This is a genomic window from Hymenobacter sp. BT188 (assembly GCF_014333585.1).
Lineage (GTDB): Bacteria > Bacteroidota > Bacteroidia > Cytophagales > Hymenobacteraceae > Hymenobacter.
In genome coordinates this window covers 755212-775529 of the sequence record NZ_JACSCW010000002.1, presented here as the reverse complement: position 1 = coordinate 775529, position 20318 = coordinate 755212, and the positions used below count along the sequence as shown (strand labels likewise).

The following is a 20318-nucleotide window of genomic DNA, read 5'->3' as shown; positions in this document are numbered from 1 at the left end:
GTTGGGGTAACAGGCCGCTGGTGCGGTCATGTTCAAAGGCAGTCGTGTTAAGTCGGCTACAGCCGATGGTTTAGGTGAGTGGCTTCTATTCGGTAAAGATGGTGTCACTTTTCACTATGTGCCATTCGCCAGACGAGCGTCTGGCCATCCAAAGTCTGACGGTGGCATCGGCACGCTCACCATCCAAGAAGAAGCGGAAGGAGAGAGAATCTTTTGTAGCGCCGAGTTTCTCCACCTTGAAGTTTTTGGCAGTTATTTTTCCTGTTCTACTGGTTATCCGCTGTGAAACTCGGGCCGAACTCATGGCTTTTGTAATCAACCCACCCGGTTCGCCAAGCACTGCTTTCATTATCGTCCGCTGGCCCATGTTCTTGACGAAATAGAACCCTGCGAAAGCCAAAGCTCCCAACACCAGATATCCCCAGTTCGGAAAACCTCTATGTTTTGCTGGCATAAGAGTAGTGCGTTGGGAAGTGATGAAATTTAAAAAGGCCGATTATCGATCAAGCTATTAGTCAGAACCTCGGCTCTTCTCTGTATGGGGCTCCCATCCTACTTTTTCGGCCCACAAGTCGGCAGCATAGTAGATTAAATGAAACGCTGGTTCTTTTAGGAAGAGGTACCCTTCTATACTATTCGGAAATAGCTTGGCGGCACGACACTTTACTAGCTCATATTCCTCACGCGCATTAGCATTTGCGCGCAGATAATCCCGGAATAGCAGCGCATAGCGAGTATTAAACCGGCCTGCTTCACGCACATGAATGTGGGCGCGTCGCTCGCCAAGTGGTTCACGAATGTAGCGTTTGCGTAGCTCTGGAGATTGAGACGGTAACCCATGAAACTCATCGTATTCAAATGATTTCTTTGGTCGAAACCCAGCTTCCTCCAAGGAATTTATCAGGGCAGTTGTATCCGCAAGATCCGCCACTGTCAATTGCACATCAATCACATCCTTCGCAGTCAGAGAGGGCACAGCAGTAGAGCCAATATGATCGATGTGCAATACAGTATCATCAGTAATATCATCAATACGCCTAGCCATTTCAGTGAACTCGCTAGTCCAAGATGCTTGATGCGGTAGAAGCACTACCGGCCGGGAGCTTGCAAACTGATGATGAAGCATGTGTTACACATTATCGGTTTTTATGCTCCGCTACCGCTTTCAAGAAGTCATCAAACAGATACTCCGTATCCTCGGGGCCGCCAGCGGCTTCGGGGTGGAACTGGGTGGAGAAGAACGGCTTGGTTTTGTGCTTGATGCCTTCGCAGGTGCCGTCGTTCAGGTTTTCGAATAGCATGGTCCACTCGGCGGGCAGCGTGTCGGTGTCTACCGCGAAGCCGTGGTTTTGGCTGGTGATGTAGCTGCGCTGGGTGCCGGTGAGCTTCACCGGCTGGTTGTGGCTGCGGTGACCGTACTTGAGTTTGAACGTATCGCCGCCAGCGGCTAGCCCCATAAGTTGGCTACCCAGGCAGATGCCGAAAATGGGCTTGTCCTGCTGGAGAGCGGTTTGCAGGTGACCGATGGTAGCTTCACACATCTTTGGGTCGCCGGGGCCATTGCTGAGGAATAGGCCGTCGTAGTCGAGCGTGGTGAAATCGTAGTCCCAGGGCACACGGATCAGCTCCACATCGCGCTCCAGGAAGCAACGGATAATATTGGTCTTGGTGCCGCAGTCGACGAGCACGATTTTGTGCTGACCCTTGCCGTAGTGCTTTACCTCGGTGGGGCTTACTTGGGCTACCAAGTTTTCCTGGTTGGGGTCGTGGAGGGGAACGTCGGCTTCGGCTACGATCTTGCCGAGCATAGCGCCTTTCTCGCGGAGCTTTTTGGTGAGCATGCGCGTATCCACGCCGAAAATGCCGGGGATGTTGTACTCCTTGAGCCAGTCGCCGAGGCTTTTGGCGGCGTTCCAGTGGCTGTGCTCCTCAGAGTAATAGTTGACGACCAGCCCAGAAATATGAATCTTATCCGACTCGAAAATCTTGGAAATTGACTCGTACAGTTCCTCTCCGGGCACGCCGTAGTTGCCCACCATCGGGTAGGTCAACACCAGAATTTGCCCCCTGAACGATGGATCGGTCAGGTTTTCGGGGTAGCCGGTCATGGCTGTACTGAACACCACCTCACCGGCAACGGACGTAAACGCGCCGAAGGATTCGCCCTGGATTTCGGTGCCGTCTTCGAGAACTAGTTTTACTGTTTGGGACATCTATCGTTTTGATTGTAGAGACGCACTAGTTGGAGTCTCAATCGTTGCTGATGTTGTTATTGCCGCATCATTCTGGCGCAAGCCATTAAACAAAGAGACGCAAAATATTGCGTCTCTACACCGTCCTAATCCAACGCCGAAGCTTGCTGAATGACATTTACCGACTTTTCCGTCAGCGAATACAGCGCTAGTAGGAACCGGTCCACTTCCGCCCGCGTGATATTCAGCGGCGGCAGCAGGCGCAGCACCGTTGGGTCGGAGGCGTTGCCTACGAAAATGCGGTAATCCGATAGCAGCTTGTCGCGCAGGTCTTTAATAGGGAAGTCGTACTTGATGCCGACCATCAGGCCGCGGCCGCGGATTTCCTGGGCGCCGGCGTTGACTTCTAAATCAGCGCGCAAAAAGCCCCCCAGCTCGTCGGCGTGGGCTATCAGGTTTTCCTGCTCAATAACTTCCAGCACAGCCAACGCTGCGGCGCAAGCCAGATGGTTGCCGCCAAACGTGGTTCCTAGCAAGCCGTATGACGCCTTCAGTGCGGGCGAAATCAGGATGCCACCGATGGGGAAGCCATTGCCCATGCCTTTGGCTACTGAAATAATATCGGGTTGAATGCCCACGTGCTGATGGGCGAAGAAACGGCCGCTACGGCCGTAGCCGCTTTGCACTTCGTCGGCAATGAGAATGACACCGTGCATTTTGCACAGTGCAGCGAGGCCTTGCAGAAACTCATCGGATGGCACAATAATGCCCCCCACGCCTTGAATTGGCTCAACGATGACGGCGCAAACCTCTTCGGTCTGTATTACGCGCTCCACCTCGGCCAAGTCGTAGCCGACGAAGGAAATGCCGTGGCCCGCGTTGAAGGGCGCTACGATCTTGGCGTTGTCGGTGGCAGCTACAGCGCCAGATGTGCGGCCGTGGAAGGCACCTTTGAAGGCAATGACGTGCTTTTTGCCCGTGTGAAACGAGGCCAGCTTCAGGGCGTTTTCGTTGGCTTCGGCACCGGAGTTACATAAGAACAAACTGTAGTCAGGATACCCCGACACCTCACCAAGCTTCTGCGCTAGCTCAGCCTGAATCGGGATTTGAACGGAGTTAGAATAAAACCCAATCTGGTTTAGCTGCTCACTGATGCGACGAACGTAATGCGGGTGACTGTGGCCGATAGAAATAACGGCGTGACCGCCGTAAAAATCCAGGTACTCCTGGCCGTTCTCATCCCACAGCGTGGCTCCCAGCGCCTTTACCGGTGTGATATTAACGAGCGGGTAAACGTTGAATAAATCCATTAGAAAGCAACTGATTTAAGCTGAAGACCTTCATTTTCTGGGTACCCGAACAGCAGATTCATGTTCTGCACAGCCTGCCCGGAGGCACCCTTCACTAGATTATCGATAACAGACGTTATGAGCAGCTGCTTGCCGAATTTCTGCACGTGTAGGACGCACTTATTTGTATTTACCACTTGCTTCAGGTGAACTTCCTTGTCTGACACTGTAGTAAAAGGCGCATCAGCGTAGAAATCCTTGAACAGCTGCCGCGCTTCATCTTGGCTTAAATCCGAAGGCGTATACACACTCGCAAAAATACCTCGCGAGAAATTGCCGCGGTAGGGAATAAAGTGAATATCGCCTTCCAGGTGCGGCTGCAATTGCGTCAGGCTCTCCCCTATTTCGCCAAGGTGCTGGTGTGTGAAGGGCTTGTAAATGGACACATTGTTGGTGCGCCACGAGAAGTGAACTGTTTCCGACAAGCTTTGTCCGGCACCCGTAGAACCCGTTATGGCCGACACGTGCACGTCGTCGGTAAGCAGGCCAGCTTGGGCAAGCGGCAGCAAAGTCATTTGAATAGCCGTGGCAAAGCAGCCGGGATTGGCAATGTTTTGAGCCGCTTGTATGGCCACTTTATTCAGCTCCGGCAAACCATACACGAAGCTGCGACCGGCCACATCATTATCTGCATTCAGCCGAAAATCATTGCTCAGGTCAATGATTTTGGCCCCCACGGGCACACTGTTCTTTTCCAGAAAGCTGCGAGAATTGCCGTGGCCCAGGCACAGGAAAACGACTTCTTCGTCGCCATTCAGGTCGCTTTGGAAGCGCAGGTCGGTTTCACCCACTAAGTCGTCGTGCACCTGGTATACGGGGTTGCCGGCGTTGGAGGAGCTGACCACCGCCCCGATGGTCACCTGCGGATGATATAGCAGAATGCGGATCAGCTCGCCGGCCGTGTAGCCGGCCCCGCCCACGATGCCTACCTTAACCTTCGCCATTGAAGCTGCTGTGAATTTTGAGCTGGTTGCTGAATATTTTGATGAAGCCCTGCGCATCGCGGGCATCCCAGGCGTCGTTTTCCTCGCCGTAGGTCGCCACTTTGGAGCGCATCATATCATATTTGGAATCAATACCTTGCAGTTCAAACTGATACGGTTTCAGCTTGATAAACACCGTGCCCGACACCCGCGCCTGCGACGACTCTAAGAAAGCTTCCATATCGCGCATTACTGGATCTAAGTACTGGGCTTCGTGTAGCAGCGTGCCGTACCAGTTGGCGATGTAGTCTTTGTGCAACAGCTGCCAGCGCGACGACGTGTGCTTTTCTAGCAAATGGTGCGCTTTAATAAGAATCAGCGGAGCCGGGGCCTCAAAGCCTACGCGGCCCTTGATACCCAGAATCGTGTCGCCCACGTGGATGTCGCGGCCGATAGCGTACTGACCAGCTAGCTCGTTCAATTCTTGAATAAGCTGCACGGGGGGCATTTTTTGGCCGTTCAAGGCTACAGGTTCGCCTTTCTCGAAAGCGACTTCGATAGAAATCGGTTCGGTTTGCTGAAGCTGGGTGGGATAAGCCGTTTCGGGCAGCGCTTGGTGCGAAGTCAGCGTTTCTACGCCGCCTACGCTCGTGCCCCAAATACCTTTGTTAATGGAGTATTTGGCCTTTTCCCAGCTCATTTCCACGCCGTGGCTTCGCAGATATTCAATCTCGGCTTGGCGGGAGAGTTTCTGGTCGCGGATGGGCGTGATAATTTCGGTCTGGGGGGCAATTACCGAGAATGCCACGTCGAAGCGCACCTGGTCGTTGCCGGCGCCGGTGCTGCCGTGAGCAATATAGTCGGCTTTATGCTCGCGGGCGTACTCGGCCAGGGCCAACGACTGAAACATACGCTCGGCACTAACGGAGAGCGGATAAGTATCGTTTTTTAGGACGTTGCCGAACAGCAAGAACCGTAGGCAGTCTTGATAGAAGCGCTCCGTGACGTCGATTACTTCGTGCTTGGATGAACCCAACTCGTAGGCTCGCGTCTCGATACTTTGCAATTCCTCGGCAGAAAAGCCCCCTGAGTTGACAATAACCGTGTGTACTTCCAAGCCTAATTCTTTGGTCAGATACACCACGCAATACGACGTATCCAGGCCGCCACTGTACGCTAAAACTACCTTTTTCATTTCTTGATTAACTGAAGGGAAACGTCATGCCGAGCACCGCAAAGCATGACAACCAACTTTATTTCTCTTGACTTAAAATTTCGATTGTCTGCTGGCTGAATTGGTCGTTCAACGTGTCGTAGACCATGCCGGTGCACAAGCACATTTTGCGCTCATTCTCCATTAGGATGGGGTAGTTTTTGCAACTGGAGCAGCCCTTCCAGAAGTCGTCGCTTCGGGTTAGCTCCGTGAAAGTCACGGGCTTATAGCCCAGCTCCGTATTGATTTTCATTACCGCCAGACTGGTGGTGATACCGAAAATCTTGGCTGCCGGGTACTTGGTGCGCGAGAGTTTGAACACCTCGTGCTTGATGGCGCGGCCCAAGCCTTCCTTGCGCAAAGCGGTGTTCACAATCAGGCCCGAGTTGACCACAAACTTATTGTCCTCGAAAGTCTCGATGTAGCAGAAACCAGCCAACTGATCATCAATAAAAGCAATGATGGAGTCGCCTTTCAGCATTTTCTTGCGCACATACTCGGGGTCGCGTTTGGCAATACCAACGCCCCGCTGTTTGGCCGATTCCTCGTACCATTGACAAAGTGTTTCCACATACCGCGCATCGTCGGCATTGGCTACTCGTATTATCATGGGATAACTACTAGATGCCTGATAGACAGGCAGAAAAGGATGTAGTAGAAAAGCGCAGCTTACGAACAAGCCTACGCAGCAACCGAAACCGGCGGTAAGAGAGACCCAGAAGAAAAGGATCCAGCTTGGGAGCCCGACTATAGAAGGTTATTACGGTAAGTAGTCGGGAAAGGGCACGCTTTGGCTTACACTCGTGTCAATCAATGATTCAGTAGAAGTTCTCTTTACTGGGGTATTCCAAGTCCCCGGTGCCGGTTTTTATCGTTCTGAAAAACGCAGGCGAAATATTGCAAGCCAGCTATCAAGCTGGCATTGTTCGCAGGGCCAATGTGGGCCGCGGCAGAAGTGCAATAGAAGAGAGAAGAATCATGACGGCTACCGGGACACGGTGTGGGTTTATGCGGTTTAAATTGAATAGACCGCTAAATCGTTGCAAAACTAGATGTTTTTTTTTGGAAACTTTACCGGCCCGACTCTAAAAATACGTGCTGAGTATAGTGAGCCCTGAGTCAGCTGGCAGTTGGGGTATATAGAAAGCCTCGCATTTCATGGACCACAGTCCCTTTTTTACTTTTTATCTGCATGAGCGAAGTCCTGAAAATATTTAAGATCGGTGGGGGAATTATCGATGACACGGTCCAGCTTACTCAGTTCTTAACGGAGCTAGCGCAGGTGGGGGGCAAAAAAATCGTGGTGCACGGCGGCGGCAAGGGTGCCAACGAGCTGCTAGCCAGCCTCGGCATGCTGCCCAACATGGTGAGCGGCCGCCGCATCACCGATGCAGCCACGCTGGATGTAGTAACGATGTTTTATGCCGGCAAAACCAACAAGCAGATTGTGGCCTTGCTCCAGCAAGTCGGCGTAAATGCGCTAGGCCTCTCCGGCGCCGACGGCAATGCTATTCAAGCCACCATGCGCGTCGTGGGAGAAATTGATTACGGCTTTGTGGGCGATTTGCAGAAGCAAAGTGTCAATACAGAGTTGATAGAACTGCTGCTGGGGGGCAATTTGACGCCCGTATTCTGCGCTATTACCCACGATGGCCAGGGCCAGCTCCTCAACACCAACGCCGATACCATTGCCAGCACTTTGGCTCGCGCGCTAGCGCATTCCTACCAAGTAGAGCTACATTTCTGTTTTGAGAAAGATGGCGTGCTAGCTGATGTAAATGACGAAAGCTCCGTCATTCCGCAAATCACGCCGGCCCTTTATGCCGACATGAAAGCTAGCGGTGCCATTGCCGCCGGTATGCTGCCCAAGCTTGACAATGCGTTTGCAGCGATGGATGAGGGCGTATCGAAAGTGATTATTGAGAACGCACTAAAAATCAACGAACCGGTAAAAACCATTCTATGCCGGGACTAATCGAGCAGCTTTCCGAAGACGCTATTGCTTTATTAATTAAACTGATTCAAACGCCTTCTTTTTCGCGTGAGGAAGACAAGACGGCCGAGTTGCTTTTCGGTTTTCTGACAGCGCATGGCGCTCAGCCTCAGCGTTCAGGCAACAATGTGTGGGCGGTATCGAAGCATTTTGCCCCCCACAAGCCTACCATCCTGCTCAACTCCCACCACGATACCGTAAAGCCCGGCGCAAGCTGGACTGCCGATCCTTTCGGCGCTGTGTTCGAAGGCGACAAACTAATTGGGCTAGGCAGCAATGACGCGGGTGCCTCGGCTGTGAGCTTACTGGCTACATTTCTTTATTTCCAAGACAAAGAATCAGCCTTTAACCTCATCTGCGCTATTACCGCTGAGGAGGAAGTTTCGGGTACAAATGGCATTCGCAGTATTTTGCCCCAATTAGGCAAAATTGACTTAGGTATTGTTGGTGAGCCCACCCAAATGGATCTGGCTATTGCGGAAAAAGGCTTGGTTGTATTGGATTGCGTAGCCCACGGCCGCACCGGCCACGCCGCCCGCGACGAAGGCGAAAACGCCCTCTACAAAGCCCTGGACGATATACAATGGCTGCGGAGCTACCGTTTTCCCAATGAGTCAGAGTTGTTGGGGCCCGTGAAGATGACGGTGACGCAGATACAGGCTGGCTCGCAGCATAACGTGGTGCCCGATACCTGCCGGTTTGTGGTCGATGTGCGCACCAACGAGCTATACTCCAATGAAGAAATAGTGCGCATCGTGCGTGAGCATGTACAAGCCGACGTGACGCCACGGTCCGTGCATTTGAACTCTTCGCGCATCGCTCCGACACACCCGCTGGTGCTGCGGGGGGCAAATTTGGGCCGTAAGCTTTTCGGTTCCGCTACGCTCTCCGACCAAGCGGTGATGCCGTTTGACACGGTCAAAATTGGGCCCGGCGATTCGGCCCGCTCCCACACCCCCAACGAATACATTTACCTTAGCGAGATGAGAGCCGGCATCAAGGGCTACATCGAGTTGCTGGAAGGCTTTAGTTTATAAGACATGAAAATCTGGGAAAAGGGCATTGCGGTTGACGAAAAAATAGAGCGGTTCACCATCGGCAGAGATCGGGAGTTGGATATGTACCTGGCTCATTTCGACGTGCTGGCTTCCAAGGCGCAAGCCGTAATGTTGGCGCAGGTTGGACTGATTTCGGTCGAGGAAAAAGACCAGTTGGTCCAAGGACTCAACGAATTGGAAGCGGAAATTGCGGCGGGAAGGTTTGTTATTGAGGAAAGCTTCGAAGATGTTCATTCGAAAATTGAATTCTACCTGACGGAGAAATTCGGTGATGCCGGCAAAAAAATTCATACAGCCCGCTCCCGCAACGACCAGGTGCTGACGGCCATTCAGCTTTTCCTGAAAGATTACACGGAGCAAACTGCCACGAAGATTATGGCGCTGGTGGATGTGCTGCTGCAAAAAGCTGAAACCCACCAAGCTGATTTAATGCCCGGCTACACGCACTTCCAGGCCGCTATGCCCAGCAGCTTCGGCTTGTGGTTTTCGGCCTACGCCGAACATTTGCTGCTGGATATTGCGCTGTTTGAAGCCGCCTATACCGTCGCCAATCAAAACCCTTTAGGCTCTGGAGCCGGCTTTGGCAGCAGCTTCCCCATCGACCGCAAGCTGACAACTCAGCAGATGGGCTTTGGCAACCTAGCTGTTAGTGCCGTGGGGGCACAAATGCTACGCGGCAAAACCGAGAAAACGGTGGCTTTCGCGCTGGCCGGCGTGGGGGCTACGCTTTCGAAAATGGCATATGACTTAGTGCTCTACAACAGTCAGGATCTTGCGTTTGTAGAATTGCCCCCCGCCTTTACCACGGGCTCCAGCATCATGCCTCACAAGAAGAACCCGGATGTATTTGAGTTGGTGCGGGCGCGTTGCAATGCCTTACAGTCTTTGCCCAACACCATTACGCTATGCGTGAACAACCTGCCCAGCGGTTACCACCGCGACTTCCAGTTGCTGAAAGAACTGCTTTTCGAGCCGATGATGCAGTTCGGGGATATTCTGGACATGCTGCTGTTTGCTTTGCCGCAGCTTAAAATCAAGCCTGACTTACTGAACCAGGCCAAATACGACGGTGTTTTCTCCGTAGAAAATATCAATCAGCTTATACAGTCTGGGGTGCCTTTTCGCGAGGCTTATCAGCAGGTGGGCCGGGCAGTGAATGACGGCAGTTACGTGCCCCACCGGGAGTTCGCGACCACGCACCTGGGCAGCGTGCACAATCTGGGGCTGGCCGAAATTCGGGCAAAAGTCGAGCAAGTGCAACAGCGTAGCGCCGTGTTGCAGCGCTCCCAAAGCGGCACTTAGCGGCAGGGTATCCACGTTGCTTTTGCCCCCCAGTCCTGCCTACCTTTGGTAAAATGCCCCCCGGCCTACTTCCTGACTTTCGCGGCTCGTTTTTCGTTTTGCTTTTCCATGTTACAACCTGATATACAATACCTAACCACCCATGGCGCCGTACAGGCCGCGGCCGATGCCATGCGGAAAGCATCGCGTCTGGCCGTGGATCTGGAGTTTGATGATATGCGCCACCGCTACGGCCGCAATCTTGCTCTGATCCAGATTTTTGACGGCTCAACCGCCTATCTGATTGATCCGCTGCCGCTCACCAATCCGGCCGAAGAGTTGGAGCCCATCTGGGAATTGCTGCGCGACCCGGCCATTGAGAAGGTATTCCACAGCTGCAAATCGGATATTCTGCTGCTCGATGAGCTGTATGGCGTGCACGTACGCCACATCACCGACACCAGCGTGCAGTACACGCTGCTGGCGGAAGCTGATAACAATATCTCCTTGGGTCGTCTGATTCAAAGTGAGTTAGGATTGGAAGTGGACAAAGGCGAGCAGAAGTCGAACTGGCTGAAGCGTCCGCTGACGGAGGCCCAAAAAGTGTACGCGGCCAACGACGTTATTTATCTGTTTGAGCTGGCTGACCGGCTGAAGACTAAACTGGAAGCACTGGGCCGGGCACATTGGGCTGACGAAGAAAATGCTGCCTTGGAGCTGGTGCGCTACACCCGCGACGAGCGCCCGTACCTGCGCATTGCCGGCAAATACCGGATTCTTCCCGGCGAGCTGCCGTTATTCCGCGACCTGTATATGCTGCGCGATCAAGTGGCGAAGCAATTGGACCGGCCGCCTTACATGGTGTTTGCCAATGATCGCCTGTCGGAGCTGGTGCGCGATACTCCTCGTGACCTCAGCGACTGGAAAGCGGCTCGTGGTTTACATCCAGAACTGAAGCGTGCACCTTATCTAGATCAATTAGCGGCACTTTCATCTGATACTTTTGTGCCCGCGCCTGAGCCCGCCGCTACTGGTGAGCAGCGGCGCTTCCCGTTTCGCCGCCGCCTCAGCGGCGAAAAAGCCGCCCGAGCCGATGCCCGCGAGCAGCTTTTGCTTCATTTGAAAAACCTCATTACAACTGACATGAATAGCTACGTGGCGAACCTCGTGCTTTCTAACCGGCTCGTAGCGGATATCATTGAGCTAGGCGCCGAGCAAGTCCTACGTCCCTGGCAACAAACTATCCTGCGCGAAACTGCTCAGCGTCATTCCCTAGACTACGCTCTGATTGCTCAGCCTTTTGATCACTCGAGTCAAGTTTAAGTGACTAGCTCGCTAACCAAAAAGGGCGTCAGGTATATACCTGACGCCCTTTTTGGTTTATGTAACTAAACGTCAACGCTTGGTACTACCCATGAAACTGAGCTTCCTCTGTTGAGCCAACCAATGCGGCCGTGCTGGTTTTGCCCCCCGAAACTACATTTTGCACAGCATCGAAGTAGCCAGTGCCTACAAATGCCTGATGCTTTACGGCTTTGAAGCCAGATTTTTGCAAAGCAAACTCCCGCTCTTGCAGTTCCGAGTAGCCAGCCATGCCGCGCTCACGGTAGGCTTGGGCAAGCTCAAACATGCTGGTATTCAAAGCATGGAAGCCAGCCAGCGTAATAAATTGAAACTTGTAGCCCAGCGCAGCTAGTTCTTCCCGGAAGCTTTCCATCTGTTCCACGCTTAGCTTGCTGGCCCAGTTGAAGGAAGGCGAGCAGTTATAAGCAAGCAGCTTACCCGGATACTGAGCATGAATGGCCTCCGCAAACTGCCGCGCTTGCCCCAAATCAGGATGCGAAGTTTCCATCCACAGCAGGTCAGCGTAGGGAGCGTAGGCCAGACCGCGGGCTATGCACGATTCTACGCCAGGGCGTACGCGGTAAAACCCTTCATTGGTACGACCATCATGTGTAATTACAAAGGGCTGGTCGCGCTCATCTACGTCGCTGGTGATGAGGTCGGCGGCATCGGCGTCGGTGCGGGCTACTACCAGCGTAGGCACACCCAGTACATCCGCAGCGAGGCGGGCGGCCACCAGTTTGTTGATGGCTTCCTGCGTAGGCACCAGAACTTTGCCCCCCAGATGCCCGCATTTCTTCGCCGATGACAGCTGATCCTCAAAATGCACCCCAGCAGCACCCGCCTCAATCATCATTTTCATCAACTCAAAGGCATTCAGGTTGCCGCCAAAACCAGCTTCCGCATCAGCTACGATGGGCACCAGCCAATGCACATTGCCATCGCCGGTCAGATTCTGAATTTGATCGGCTCGCAGCAGGGCGTTGTTGATGCGCTTCACCACGTTGGGTACACTATCGGCGGGGTACAGGCTTTGGTCGGGGTACATCTGGCCGGCCCCGTTGGCATCGGCGGCTACCTGCCAGCCGCTGAGGTAGATAGCGTTCAGGCCGGCCTGTACTTCCTGCACGGCCTGGTTGCCGGTGAGCGCGCCTAGTCCAGCTACATATTCCTCCGAGTGCAACAGCTGCCACAAACGCTCAGCCCCTTGCCGAGCCAACGAATACTCGATCTTGATAGAGTTTTGCAGCTTCACTACCTCCTCGGCAGTGTAAGGACGGGTGATGCCTGCCCAGCGGGGATTGGTCGTCCAGTCGTGGTTGATGGCGGCGATACGTTCGAGCTTGTTCATGGCAGTTATGGTTTAGGATGTGACGGTGAGAAAAGGCAAGGCAGGCCCAGGCTGCTCAGAAGAGCGGCTTTTTTAGCGATAAAAAGACAGCAGCGTGGTGGAGTGGTAGTAGTACTACGAATCTAAAGTTGTGGTACCACAGTGGGCTGTTTAGGCCAGTTGTTCGTAGGCGGGCAGCGTCAGAAACTCGGTAAATTCCTTGCTGGTCACGAGGCGATCGAAGAGGCGGGCGGCTTGTTCGTAGTGCCCTTGCGCGAATTGCTCCTCCCCTACTGCTTTGCGCATCTGCGCTATCTGATCAGTAATGAGGGAACGGTATAGCTCTAGCGTGACGGGGCGACCATCCTGCAAAGTAGTGCCGGGCGTGTGTAGCCACTGCCACACCTGTGCTCGCGAGATTTCGGCTGTAGCCGCATCTTCCATCAAATTATAAATCGGCACGCAACCATTGCCCCCCAGCCAGGCTTCGAGGTAGCGAATAGCCACATCGATGTTAAGCCTCAAGCCAGCTTCTGTGATAGTGCCTTCGGGCGCTTGCACCAAGTCGGCGGCGGTTACGTGCACATCTTCGCGCTTGCGCTCTATCTGGTTCGCATTAGGCATCAGCTCATCAAAAACGGCTAGGGCGATAGGCACCAAGCCCGGATGCGCTACCCACGTGCCATCGTGGCCATTTTTGGCCTCGCGCACTTTATCCAGCCGCACTTTCTCTAAGGCAGCTTCATTAGCTTCTGGGTCATTCTTGATAGGAATCTGGGCAGCCATACCCCCAATAGCGTGTACGCCGCGCCGGTGGCAGGTTTGGATAACAAGCTGGGAATAAGCCGCCATGAAAGGCACCGTCATGGTAACCTGGGCGCGGTCAGGCAAACGAAAGTTTGGATTCAGTCCCAGACGCTTGATATAGGAGAAAATATAATCCCAGCGTCCGCAGTTCAGGCCAGCGGAGTGCTCCCGCAACTCATACAGAATCTCATTAAGCTCAAAACTGGCGGGCAGCGTCTCAATCAGTACGGTTGCTTTGATGCTGCCTTTCGGAATCTTGAGCGACCATTGGGCAATGCTAAACACATCATTCCACAGGCGGGCCTCCAGGTGGCTTTCGATTTTGGGAAGGTAGAAATAGGGTCCGCTACCCCGCGCTAGCAACTCGTGGGCGTTGTGGAAAAAGTACAGGCCAAAGTCAAACAGCGCAGCGCTGATGGGCTCTCCGTCCACTAGCACATGTTTTTCGAGCAGATGCCAACCCCGAGGGCGTACGATGAGCGTGGCGACCTCCTCATTCAGACGATATTCTTTGGTAGGTGTACTGAGTGAAATAGTGCGCCGTACCGCGTCGCGCAGGTTAATTTGCCCCCCAATGACGTTCTCCCAGGTAGGAGCATTCGAGTCCTCCAAATCGGCCATGAATACTTTAGCCCCCGAGTTCAGAGCGTTGATAATCATCTTCCGCTCCACGGGCCCGGTAATTTCTACGCGCCGGTCGAGCAGATCGGCTGGCAGGGGCGCAACTGTCCACGGCTTTTCGCGGATCAAACGGGTTTCGGGCAAAAAATCGGGGAGAATACCAGCCGCAAACTCCCGTTGGCGCGCTTCCCGACGAGCTAGCAGTTCGCGGCGGGTGCGGTCGAAGCGCCGATGCAGCTCGGCTACAAAAGCCAGCGCTGACGGAGTCAAAATCTCGGCAAACTCCGATGTATAAGCGCCCAGAACTTTCACACGCTCGGGGGCCAAATATTTCGGGTGAGAAACCAATGTGTGTGGCTCGGAAAAAGTCATGGCTCAAGGTGATTTGGTGAAGTTGATAAAGTACTCACCAAACATACATAAGCGAATTTTATAAAACAAGCGAATATTCGCTAATATTTAATAATCGCTCATAAAGCCTAAATTTGTTACACTTTCACTTCTTAAGAATTAGAACAGAAATAACACTCCTTCCTGTCCTATACATATTAATATGCTGAGTCACGGCCAGATAGTACGATTGATTTTTGGGTTGAAGCTCCGCGAGCTGCGGCAAGAGAGCGGGCTTACTCCTGCCGAAATGGCTCGCGCCTGCGATGTGTCGGTTTCGTACCTCAATGAGATTGAGAAGGGCAAGAAGTACCCAAAGGCGGACAAGATTCTGAGCTTGAGCAAGGTCCTGGGTGTAAGCTACGATCAGCTTACGTCGCTCACGCTGAGCCGCAAGCTGGAGCCCATCTCGGAGCTACTTCAGTCAGATTTACTCAAGGAATTTCCGCTGGAGATGTTCGGGCTGGATCCGATGCGCATTGTGGAGCTGATTGCGGATGCGCCGGCCAAGATGAATGCTTTTATCAGCACGCTGTTCGAGATTGGTCGCAACTACGAGATGCGGCAGGAGCACTTTTTTCTGGCGGCGCTGCGCTCCTACCAGGAAATGCACGACAACTACTTTGAGGAATTGGAGCAGGACGTCCGCACCTTCACCGTGGAGCAAAAACTCAACGCTGCCGCGCCCTTCGACACGTGCCAACTGGAGCGTGTACTGACCGAGAAGTACGGGTATTCCCTGGATCGCACGCTGCTTGGTGAGTACGCTTCGCTGGGGCGGCTGCGGTCGGTGTTCCAGCCCAAAACCCGCCGATTGTTGCTGCGGCCTGGCTTAAGTAGTGCGCAGGAGGCTTTTGTGTTGGGGCGGGAGGTAGCGTTTCACTACCTCAACCTGCGGGAGCGGCCCTATGTAAATGCCAGCTTTCCGGTACGCTCGTTTGATGAGGTGCTGAACAATTTTAAAGCTTCCTATTTCGCTGGGGCGCTCTTGATGGAGGAAGAAGCCCTGGTGCGGGACCTACAAAAACTGTTTGACGCCACCAAATGGGATGCCGGCCAATGGCTGGGCCTACTGACCAAGTATAATGTGTCGCCGGAGATGTTTATGCAGCGCCTCACCAATCTGCTGCCCAGGCATTTTGGCCTTCAAAGCCTGTTTTTCCTCCGTTTTGACCAGGCAAATGCCACCGCGCCCTACGAACTGACTAAGGAGCTGCACCTCTCGCGCCTGCACAACCCGCACGGCAATGAGCTGCACGAGCACTATTGCCGGCGCTGGATTTCGCTTAGGCTGCTGGCTGAGTTGCGTCAGCAGGCGAAGCCGGGCGCGCCTACGGTGGCCATTGGCGCCCAACGTTCCCGCTACTATGGCACCGATAACGAGTATATCTGCCTGACGCTGGCTCGAGCCTCGACTGCAACTGAACCGGCGGTAAGCGTGACCGTTGGCTTGCTCTGCGATGAGAATCTGAAGCGCAAAGTTCGTTTTATCGACGATCCGGCTATTCCGCTGCGCATCGTGAATGAAACCTGTGAGCGGTGCCCGATTCCGGACTGCGAAGTGCGCTCGGCGCCACCTGTGGAAATTGAGCGGCAGCAGCGGCAGCAGCAGCTCGCGGACGCGGTAGCCGCGCTGGTGCATGGCGCGTAGAAGGCAGTAAAAGGACACTTTCACCCTGAAACCCCAGCAAAATGCCCCCCAGCTCCGCAAAAGAACAGTTTGACCGCCAAGCCACGCACTACAACGCGCAGTGGAACTCGTGGACGGCTTCCTCTCTGGATTGGATGCTGGCACAGGCCGCGTGCCAGCCCACCGATACGGTGCTGGATGTGGCTACCGGCACGGGCTTCACGGCGCTGGCATTTGCCCCCCACGTGCAGTCGGTGGTGGGGCTGGACGTATCGCCGGGAATGCTAGCGCAGGCGGAGCAGAATCAGGCGGCGCGTGGGATTACGAATGTGAGCTGGTGGGAAGGCGCGGCGGAGGCGCTGCCTTTTCCAGAAGCCAGCTTCTCCGTGGTTACGTGCCGGATTGCGCCCCACCATTTTCAGTCGGTGCCGATTTTTTTGGCTGAAGTAAACCGAGTACTGACACCTGGGGGGCGTTTTTTGCTGGCTGATACGTCTATTCCAGACGATGACCCGACAACCGGCGAGTGGCAAAACCGCGTGGAAGCTCTCCGCGACCCCTCACACGCCCGCAATCTGGCCCCGAGTGAGTGGCGGCAGGCGATGACCGATGCGGGCCTGACGTTACAGGCAATGACATTAGCGGGCGGCACTACGCCTATGTCGCTGAACGATTGGCTTGAAAAAGCAGGTTGTGCGAATGCGCCGGCCGCAGCCGTACGACAAGCCTTCGCCGAAGCAGCGGCCGCAGCCGTAGAAGCGTTTCAAATTCAGGTAGCGCCGCCCGATGATTATACTTTTGTGTGGCAGCGCCTCGTTGCGAGAGCAGAAAAGCTTGGCTAGTTGACCACGCTAATAGGCATTTGTTGATACGAATCAGGTTTGAATAAAGTAGCTTCTTCTCACTCCTCAACACGGCGCTGGCGCTGGCTGGGGGGCTTTTTGCTGGCCCTCGTTTTAGTAACGGGAGGCGTGGGGCTGTATGCAGCTTGGCGCGTGTGGTGGAAACCCAATGTGGCCGTGTCGCCTTTTGGGCCCGCTTATTTATATATCCGCACGGGTTCTTCGTTTCAGGCAGTGCTCGATTCTATTCAACAGCAAGAGCTACTCATTGATACTGAGACTTTTACCTGGCTGGCCGAGCATCGGGAATATCCGCGACAGGTAAAACCGGGCCGCTACCGGTTGGAGTTTGGCCTGGGCAATGATGCCTTGCTAGATAAGCTGATGAATGGCCAGCAGGATACGGTAGCTTTTGAGCTGAACGCGTTTAAGTACAAGCCGCAACTGGTAAGCCAAATTGTCCCCCAGATAGAAGCTGACTCGGCTAAGCTGCGCGCTTTGCTGCAGGACAACAGCTTTTTGCGCCGTCGCTACCAGCTCGACACGACCACCGTCCTGACTATGTTTTTGCCTGGCCCTTACCGTTTTCTGTGGAATACGTCGGCCGAGCAGTTTCTCGATTCGGCTGCGGCCGTGCATCGTCGCTTCTGGACGCCGGAGCGCCGCCAGCGGGCCGATTCTCTGAAGCTTACGCCCGTGCAGGTCCATGTGCTGGCCAGCATTGTGCAGCGTGAAACGGCCAAGCCGGAGGATAAGCCCATTATTGCGGGCGTATATCTAAATCGGTTGCGCCAGGGCATGCGCCTACAGGCCGATCCGACGCTGCTCTGGGCCATTGGCAACTTTGGGGTGCGGCGCGTGCTCAACAAAGACAAGTTGGTAGACTCGCCTTATAACACCTACAAGCGCAAGGGTTTGCCCCCCGGCCCCATTACCTCAGCCAACCGGCAGAGCCTGAACGCGGTGCTCAAGCCCACCGCCCACGACTACCTTTTCTTCTGCGCCCGCCCCGATTTTAGCGGCTACTCCGATTTTGCCTCCACCTACGCCGAGCACCGCCGCAACGCCCGCCGCTACCAGCGCACGCTGGACAGTTTGAAGATTAGGCGGTAAGAATTAAGAGGTCCTAATTAGTATAATTCATCCCTAAAGGCCATCATGCAGAGCGCAGCGAAGCATCTCGCTCACGTATTTAGATTAGTAATCTAAATACGTGAGCGAGATGCTTCGCTGCGCTCTGCATGACAGTCACTTAAAAAAATTAGCTTCTCGATATTTACTTAATCAAGCCTGATTAACCGGAGCTGAAAAGAGTCGCGGGCAGCAGCTTGCTGGCGGGCTAGGGTTTGATGATACGTCAGGCCGGTGTATTCTGAGTGTTCCAGAAAAAGTAAGGGTGAGATAAGCTGCAACTCGGGCCAGGCAGCTACTACCGGCTGTCGGCGCACGTCATCAAACCGATGGACACCAGCTACTCGCCAATAGGAATCGAGCAGCACGTAGCGGTAGCCTTGTTGGCGCAGGGCAGGCAGTTGCTTTTCATCGGTAATAACCGCAACTGGCATCGGTTCGACGAACGGAGCCACCCCCTGCCCTATCGTACTGAGCAGCTTATCAACCTGTTGGTTCTGAAGCCACGCCGCTACCTGCGGGTAATTGGTGGGCGCATACGCATATACTTCACGCTCAATCCGGTACACATTAAACCCCGCTGCCAGCAGCACCAGCACGGCTAACCCTTTACCGGAAACCTGTCGGCGCAGACTAAGGAAGGCCAGGGCATAGAACACACCATAGGCCAGCAAAAGGCCGCGGGGGGCTTTTATGAGCAGCGACATACCGGCCAGGAAACAATAGCCCCATACGGCCAGGTAGCGCACCAGATTAGGCTGCCGCAGCTGCTGAAACAGCTCCCGCCGCCACAGCACCGGCGCCACCAGTAGCGTCAGCAGCACCAGCGGCGACTCAAAGTCGCACAGAAAGTAGACGTAGTAGAGCAAGTCGAAGTGGAAGATGCCAACGTTGCCGGCCAGATTAGGCTCGCCTCGCATGATCAGGCCATAATAAACGGCTGGCCAATGGCGCTGCAAAGGCAATCCAGCCACCAAACTCATCAAGCCCAGCACCACAAAGGGCGCGATTAGAACACCTATTACTCGCCATGCATTGCCACGACGCAACAGCAGACCGTCGGCAGCCAGCAACTCGAAGGCAACCAGAATCGGAACGGTAAATAGAAAGCGGTAATTAAAGCCGATTCCCAGCATGAGCCAGATGGCTGCCCGCAGTAAGGTTTGGCGGCTGGGTGCTTGCAAACGATGATAATAAGCCCGTAGCAGGCCGGCCAATACCAGCAGATTGCCGGAATTCATGGTGAAGTCGCGGCCGGAGAAAGTCAGAAATACAGAGGTACCGATGAACAGCGCTAAGCCAGCCATTTCCCAAGTGGAAAGACGAGCTTCGCGCCCAACAAACGTTGCTAAGCCGCCGACAGCAGCCACGCTTAACAAGGAATTGACGTGTTGGAGAACATGAAAATTGCCCCCCAGCCAGACAAAAGGCGCAAAAATCAAATAAAACAGCGGGGCGCCCTGATGAAACAAATGCGTGAGGTTGCCCGTGGCTACTTCCTGCACAATTTGCCAGTTGCGGACTGAGTCGTAATCGGGCAAAGAGGCACCCGTCAATCCGTACAGCCGCACGGCCGCTACTACCACTAAAGCCAGGAACAGTAGCAACGAACGCTGATTCAAGGGGCATCTAACCGTTAGTGATGAGCGACCCAAATCAGGCCCTTTCATTTGAGAAGGCAAGATTAAGGGTTTACTTGCTTATCCGTTGCGACTCGGGGCGTATTGCTTCCTTCTTACTTTAGAGATCCAAAATGCGCGTAGTAGTTCAGCGGGTGCGTGAGGCCCGCGTGGTAGTGGATGACCGAACGGTGGGAGAGATAGGGCCAGGATTGCTTGTGCTAGCCGGATTCAGCCCTCATGATGACTCAAAGTCTCTGGACTGGATGGCGCGTAAGCTCGTGCAGCTACGCATCTTCTCCGACGAGGAGGGCAAGATGAACCGCAGCGTGCAGGACACTGGGGGGCAAATACTGGTGGTCAGCCAGTTCACGCTGCTTGCAGATGCACGCAAAGGCAACCGTCCCAGCTACATAGGCGCCGCCCCGCCTCCTGTGGCCGATGCACTCTACCAACAATTCGTACGGCAAGTGGAAGAACTGCTCGGCCAGCCCGTGCCCACCGGCGAGTTTGGGGCCGATATGCAGGTAAGCTTGCTCAACGACGGCCCGGTAACGCTCGTGCTCGATTCGCCCCCGAGCTAATCCAACTCAAC

18 protein-coding genes are annotated in these 20318 nt (G+C 54.3%); 8 read left to right on the top strand and 10 right to left on the bottom strand.

Annotation, left to right across the window (positions count from 1 at the left end; all coding sequences use genetic code 11):
* Nucleotides 1-85 precede the first annotated feature (85 nt).
* The 7 genes from H8B13_RS07400 to H8B13_RS07370 all read right to left on the bottom strand — a co-directional run bounded on the left by H8B13_RS07400 (nt 86) and on the right by H8B13_RS07370 (nt 6287).
* The gene (locus H8B13_RS07400) at nt 86-454 is read right to left on the bottom strand and encodes a hypothetical protein (protein ID WP_187310150.1); all 369 of its coding nucleotides are present in this window, start codon (nt 452-454) and stop codon (nt 86-88) included.
* A 57-nt stretch (nt 455-511) separates the two neighbouring features.
* Nucleotides 512-1126 (bottom strand): GrpB family protein, encoded by a 615-nt coding sequence (locus H8B13_RS07395; protein ID WP_187310149.1) that lies wholly within the window; start codon nt 1124-1126, stop codon nt 512-514.
* 10 nt (nt 1127-1136) lie between these two features.
* Nucleotides 1137-2213, bottom strand: a complete 1077-nt coding sequence (gene carA, locus H8B13_RS07390) for a glutamine-hydrolyzing carbamoyl-phosphate synthase small subunit (RefSeq protein ID WP_187310148.1) — start codon at nt 2211-2213, stop codon at nt 1137-1139.
* 125 nt (nt 2214-2338) lie between these two features.
* Nucleotides 2339-3502, bottom strand: coding sequence for an aspartate aminotransferase family protein (locus tag H8B13_RS07385; protein WP_187310147.1), 1164 nt, complete (start codon nt 3500-3502; stop codon nt 2339-2341).
* Nucleotides 3502-4485, bottom strand: a complete 984-nt coding sequence (gene argC / locus H8B13_RS07380; RefSeq protein ID WP_187310146.1) for an N-acetyl-gamma-glutamyl-phosphate reductase — start codon at nt 4483-4485, stop codon at nt 3502-3504. Before argC ends, H8B13_RS07385 begins: the two co-directional genes overlap by 1 nt.
* Nucleotides 4472-5659, bottom strand: a complete 1188-nt coding sequence (gene argG / locus H8B13_RS07375; protein ID WP_187310145.1) for an argininosuccinate synthase — start codon at nt 5657-5659, stop codon at nt 4472-4474. Before argG ends, argC begins: the two co-directional genes overlap by 14 nt.
* Before the next feature lie 58 nt (nt 5660-5717).
* A complete protein-coding gene (locus tag H8B13_RS07370; protein WP_187310144.1) occupies nt 5718-6287 on the bottom strand; it encodes a GNAT family N-acetyltransferase in 570 nt (189 codons plus the stop codon).
* 582 nt (nt 6288-6869) lie between these two features.
* Between H8B13_RS07370 and argB the strand changes: the two genes are divergently transcribed.
* From argB to H8B13_RS07350, 4 genes are all read left to right on the top strand, one after another.
* Entirely contained in the window at nt 6870-7652 is a 783-nt protein-coding gene (argB, locus tag H8B13_RS07365) for an acetylglutamate kinase (protein WP_187310143.1), read from the top strand.
* Nucleotides 7640-8707, top strand: a complete 1068-nt coding sequence (locus tag H8B13_RS07360) for a M20 family metallo-hydrolase (RefSeq protein ID WP_187310142.1) — start codon at nt 7640-7642, stop codon at nt 8705-8707. Before argB ends, H8B13_RS07360 begins: the two co-directional genes overlap by 13 nt.
* Nucleotides 8708-8710: 3 nt before the next feature.
* Nucleotides 8711-10030 (top strand): argininosuccinate lyase, encoded by a 1320-nt coding sequence (argH, locus tag H8B13_RS07355; RefSeq protein WP_187310141.1) that lies wholly within the window; start codon nt 8711-8713, stop codon nt 10028-10030.
* A 108-nt stretch (nt 10031-10138) separates the two neighbouring features.
* Nucleotides 10139-11332: a ribonuclease D gene (locus H8B13_RS07350; RefSeq protein ID WP_187310140.1), complete on the top strand. Its 1194-nt coding sequence runs from the start codon at nt 10139-10141 to the stop codon at nt 11330-11332.
* An 85-nt stretch (nt 11333-11417) separates the two neighbouring features.
* Here the strand turns inward: H8B13_RS07350 and aceA are convergent, their stop codons facing one another.
* Nucleotides 11418-12704, bottom strand: coding sequence for an isocitrate lyase (gene aceA, locus H8B13_RS07345; RefSeq protein WP_187310139.1), 1287 nt, complete (start codon nt 12702-12704; stop codon nt 11418-11420).
* A 150-nt stretch (nt 12705-12854) separates the two neighbouring features.
* On the bottom strand, nt 12855-14483 hold the full coding sequence (aceB, locus tag H8B13_RS07340; protein WP_187310138.1) for a malate synthase A: 1629 nt from the start codon (nt 14481-14483) through the stop codon (nt 12855-12857).
* Between the two features lie 181 nt (nt 14484-14664).
* On the opposite strand from aceB, the gene H8B13_RS07335 reads away from it, so the two are divergent.
* From H8B13_RS07335 to mltG, 3 genes are read left to right on the top strand one after another with little or no spacing between them, the layout of a single operon-like run.
* Entirely contained in the window at nt 14665-16152 is a 1488-nt protein-coding gene (locus tag H8B13_RS07335; RefSeq protein WP_187310137.1) for a helix-turn-helix domain-containing protein, read from the top strand.
* Between the two features lie 41 nt (nt 16153-16193).
* On the top strand, nt 16194-16973 hold the full coding sequence (locus H8B13_RS07330) for a class I SAM-dependent methyltransferase (RefSeq protein WP_187310136.1): 780 nt from the start codon (nt 16194-16196) through the stop codon (nt 16971-16973).
* Nucleotides 16974-17012: 39 nt separating this feature from the next.
* Nucleotides 17013-18086, top strand: coding sequence for an endolytic transglycosylase MltG (mltG, locus tag H8B13_RS07325; RefSeq protein WP_187310135.1), 1074 nt, complete (start codon nt 17013-17015; stop codon nt 18084-18086).
* 167 nt (nt 18087-18253) lie between these two features.
* Here the strand turns inward: mltG and H8B13_RS07320 are convergent, their stop codons facing one another.
* Nucleotides 18254-19711: a hypothetical protein gene (locus H8B13_RS07320; protein WP_187310134.1), complete on the bottom strand. Its 1458-nt coding sequence runs from the start codon at nt 19709-19711 to the stop codon at nt 18254-18256.
* Between the two features lie 146 nt (nt 19712-19857).
* Here H8B13_RS07320 and dtd point away from each other — a divergent pair, with 146 nt between their 5' ends.
* Nucleotides 19858-20307 (top strand): D-aminoacyl-tRNA deacylase, encoded by a 450-nt coding sequence (dtd, locus tag H8B13_RS07315; protein WP_187310133.1) that lies wholly within the window; start codon nt 19858-19860, stop codon nt 20305-20307.
* Nucleotides 20308-20318: the final 11 nt, after the last annotated feature.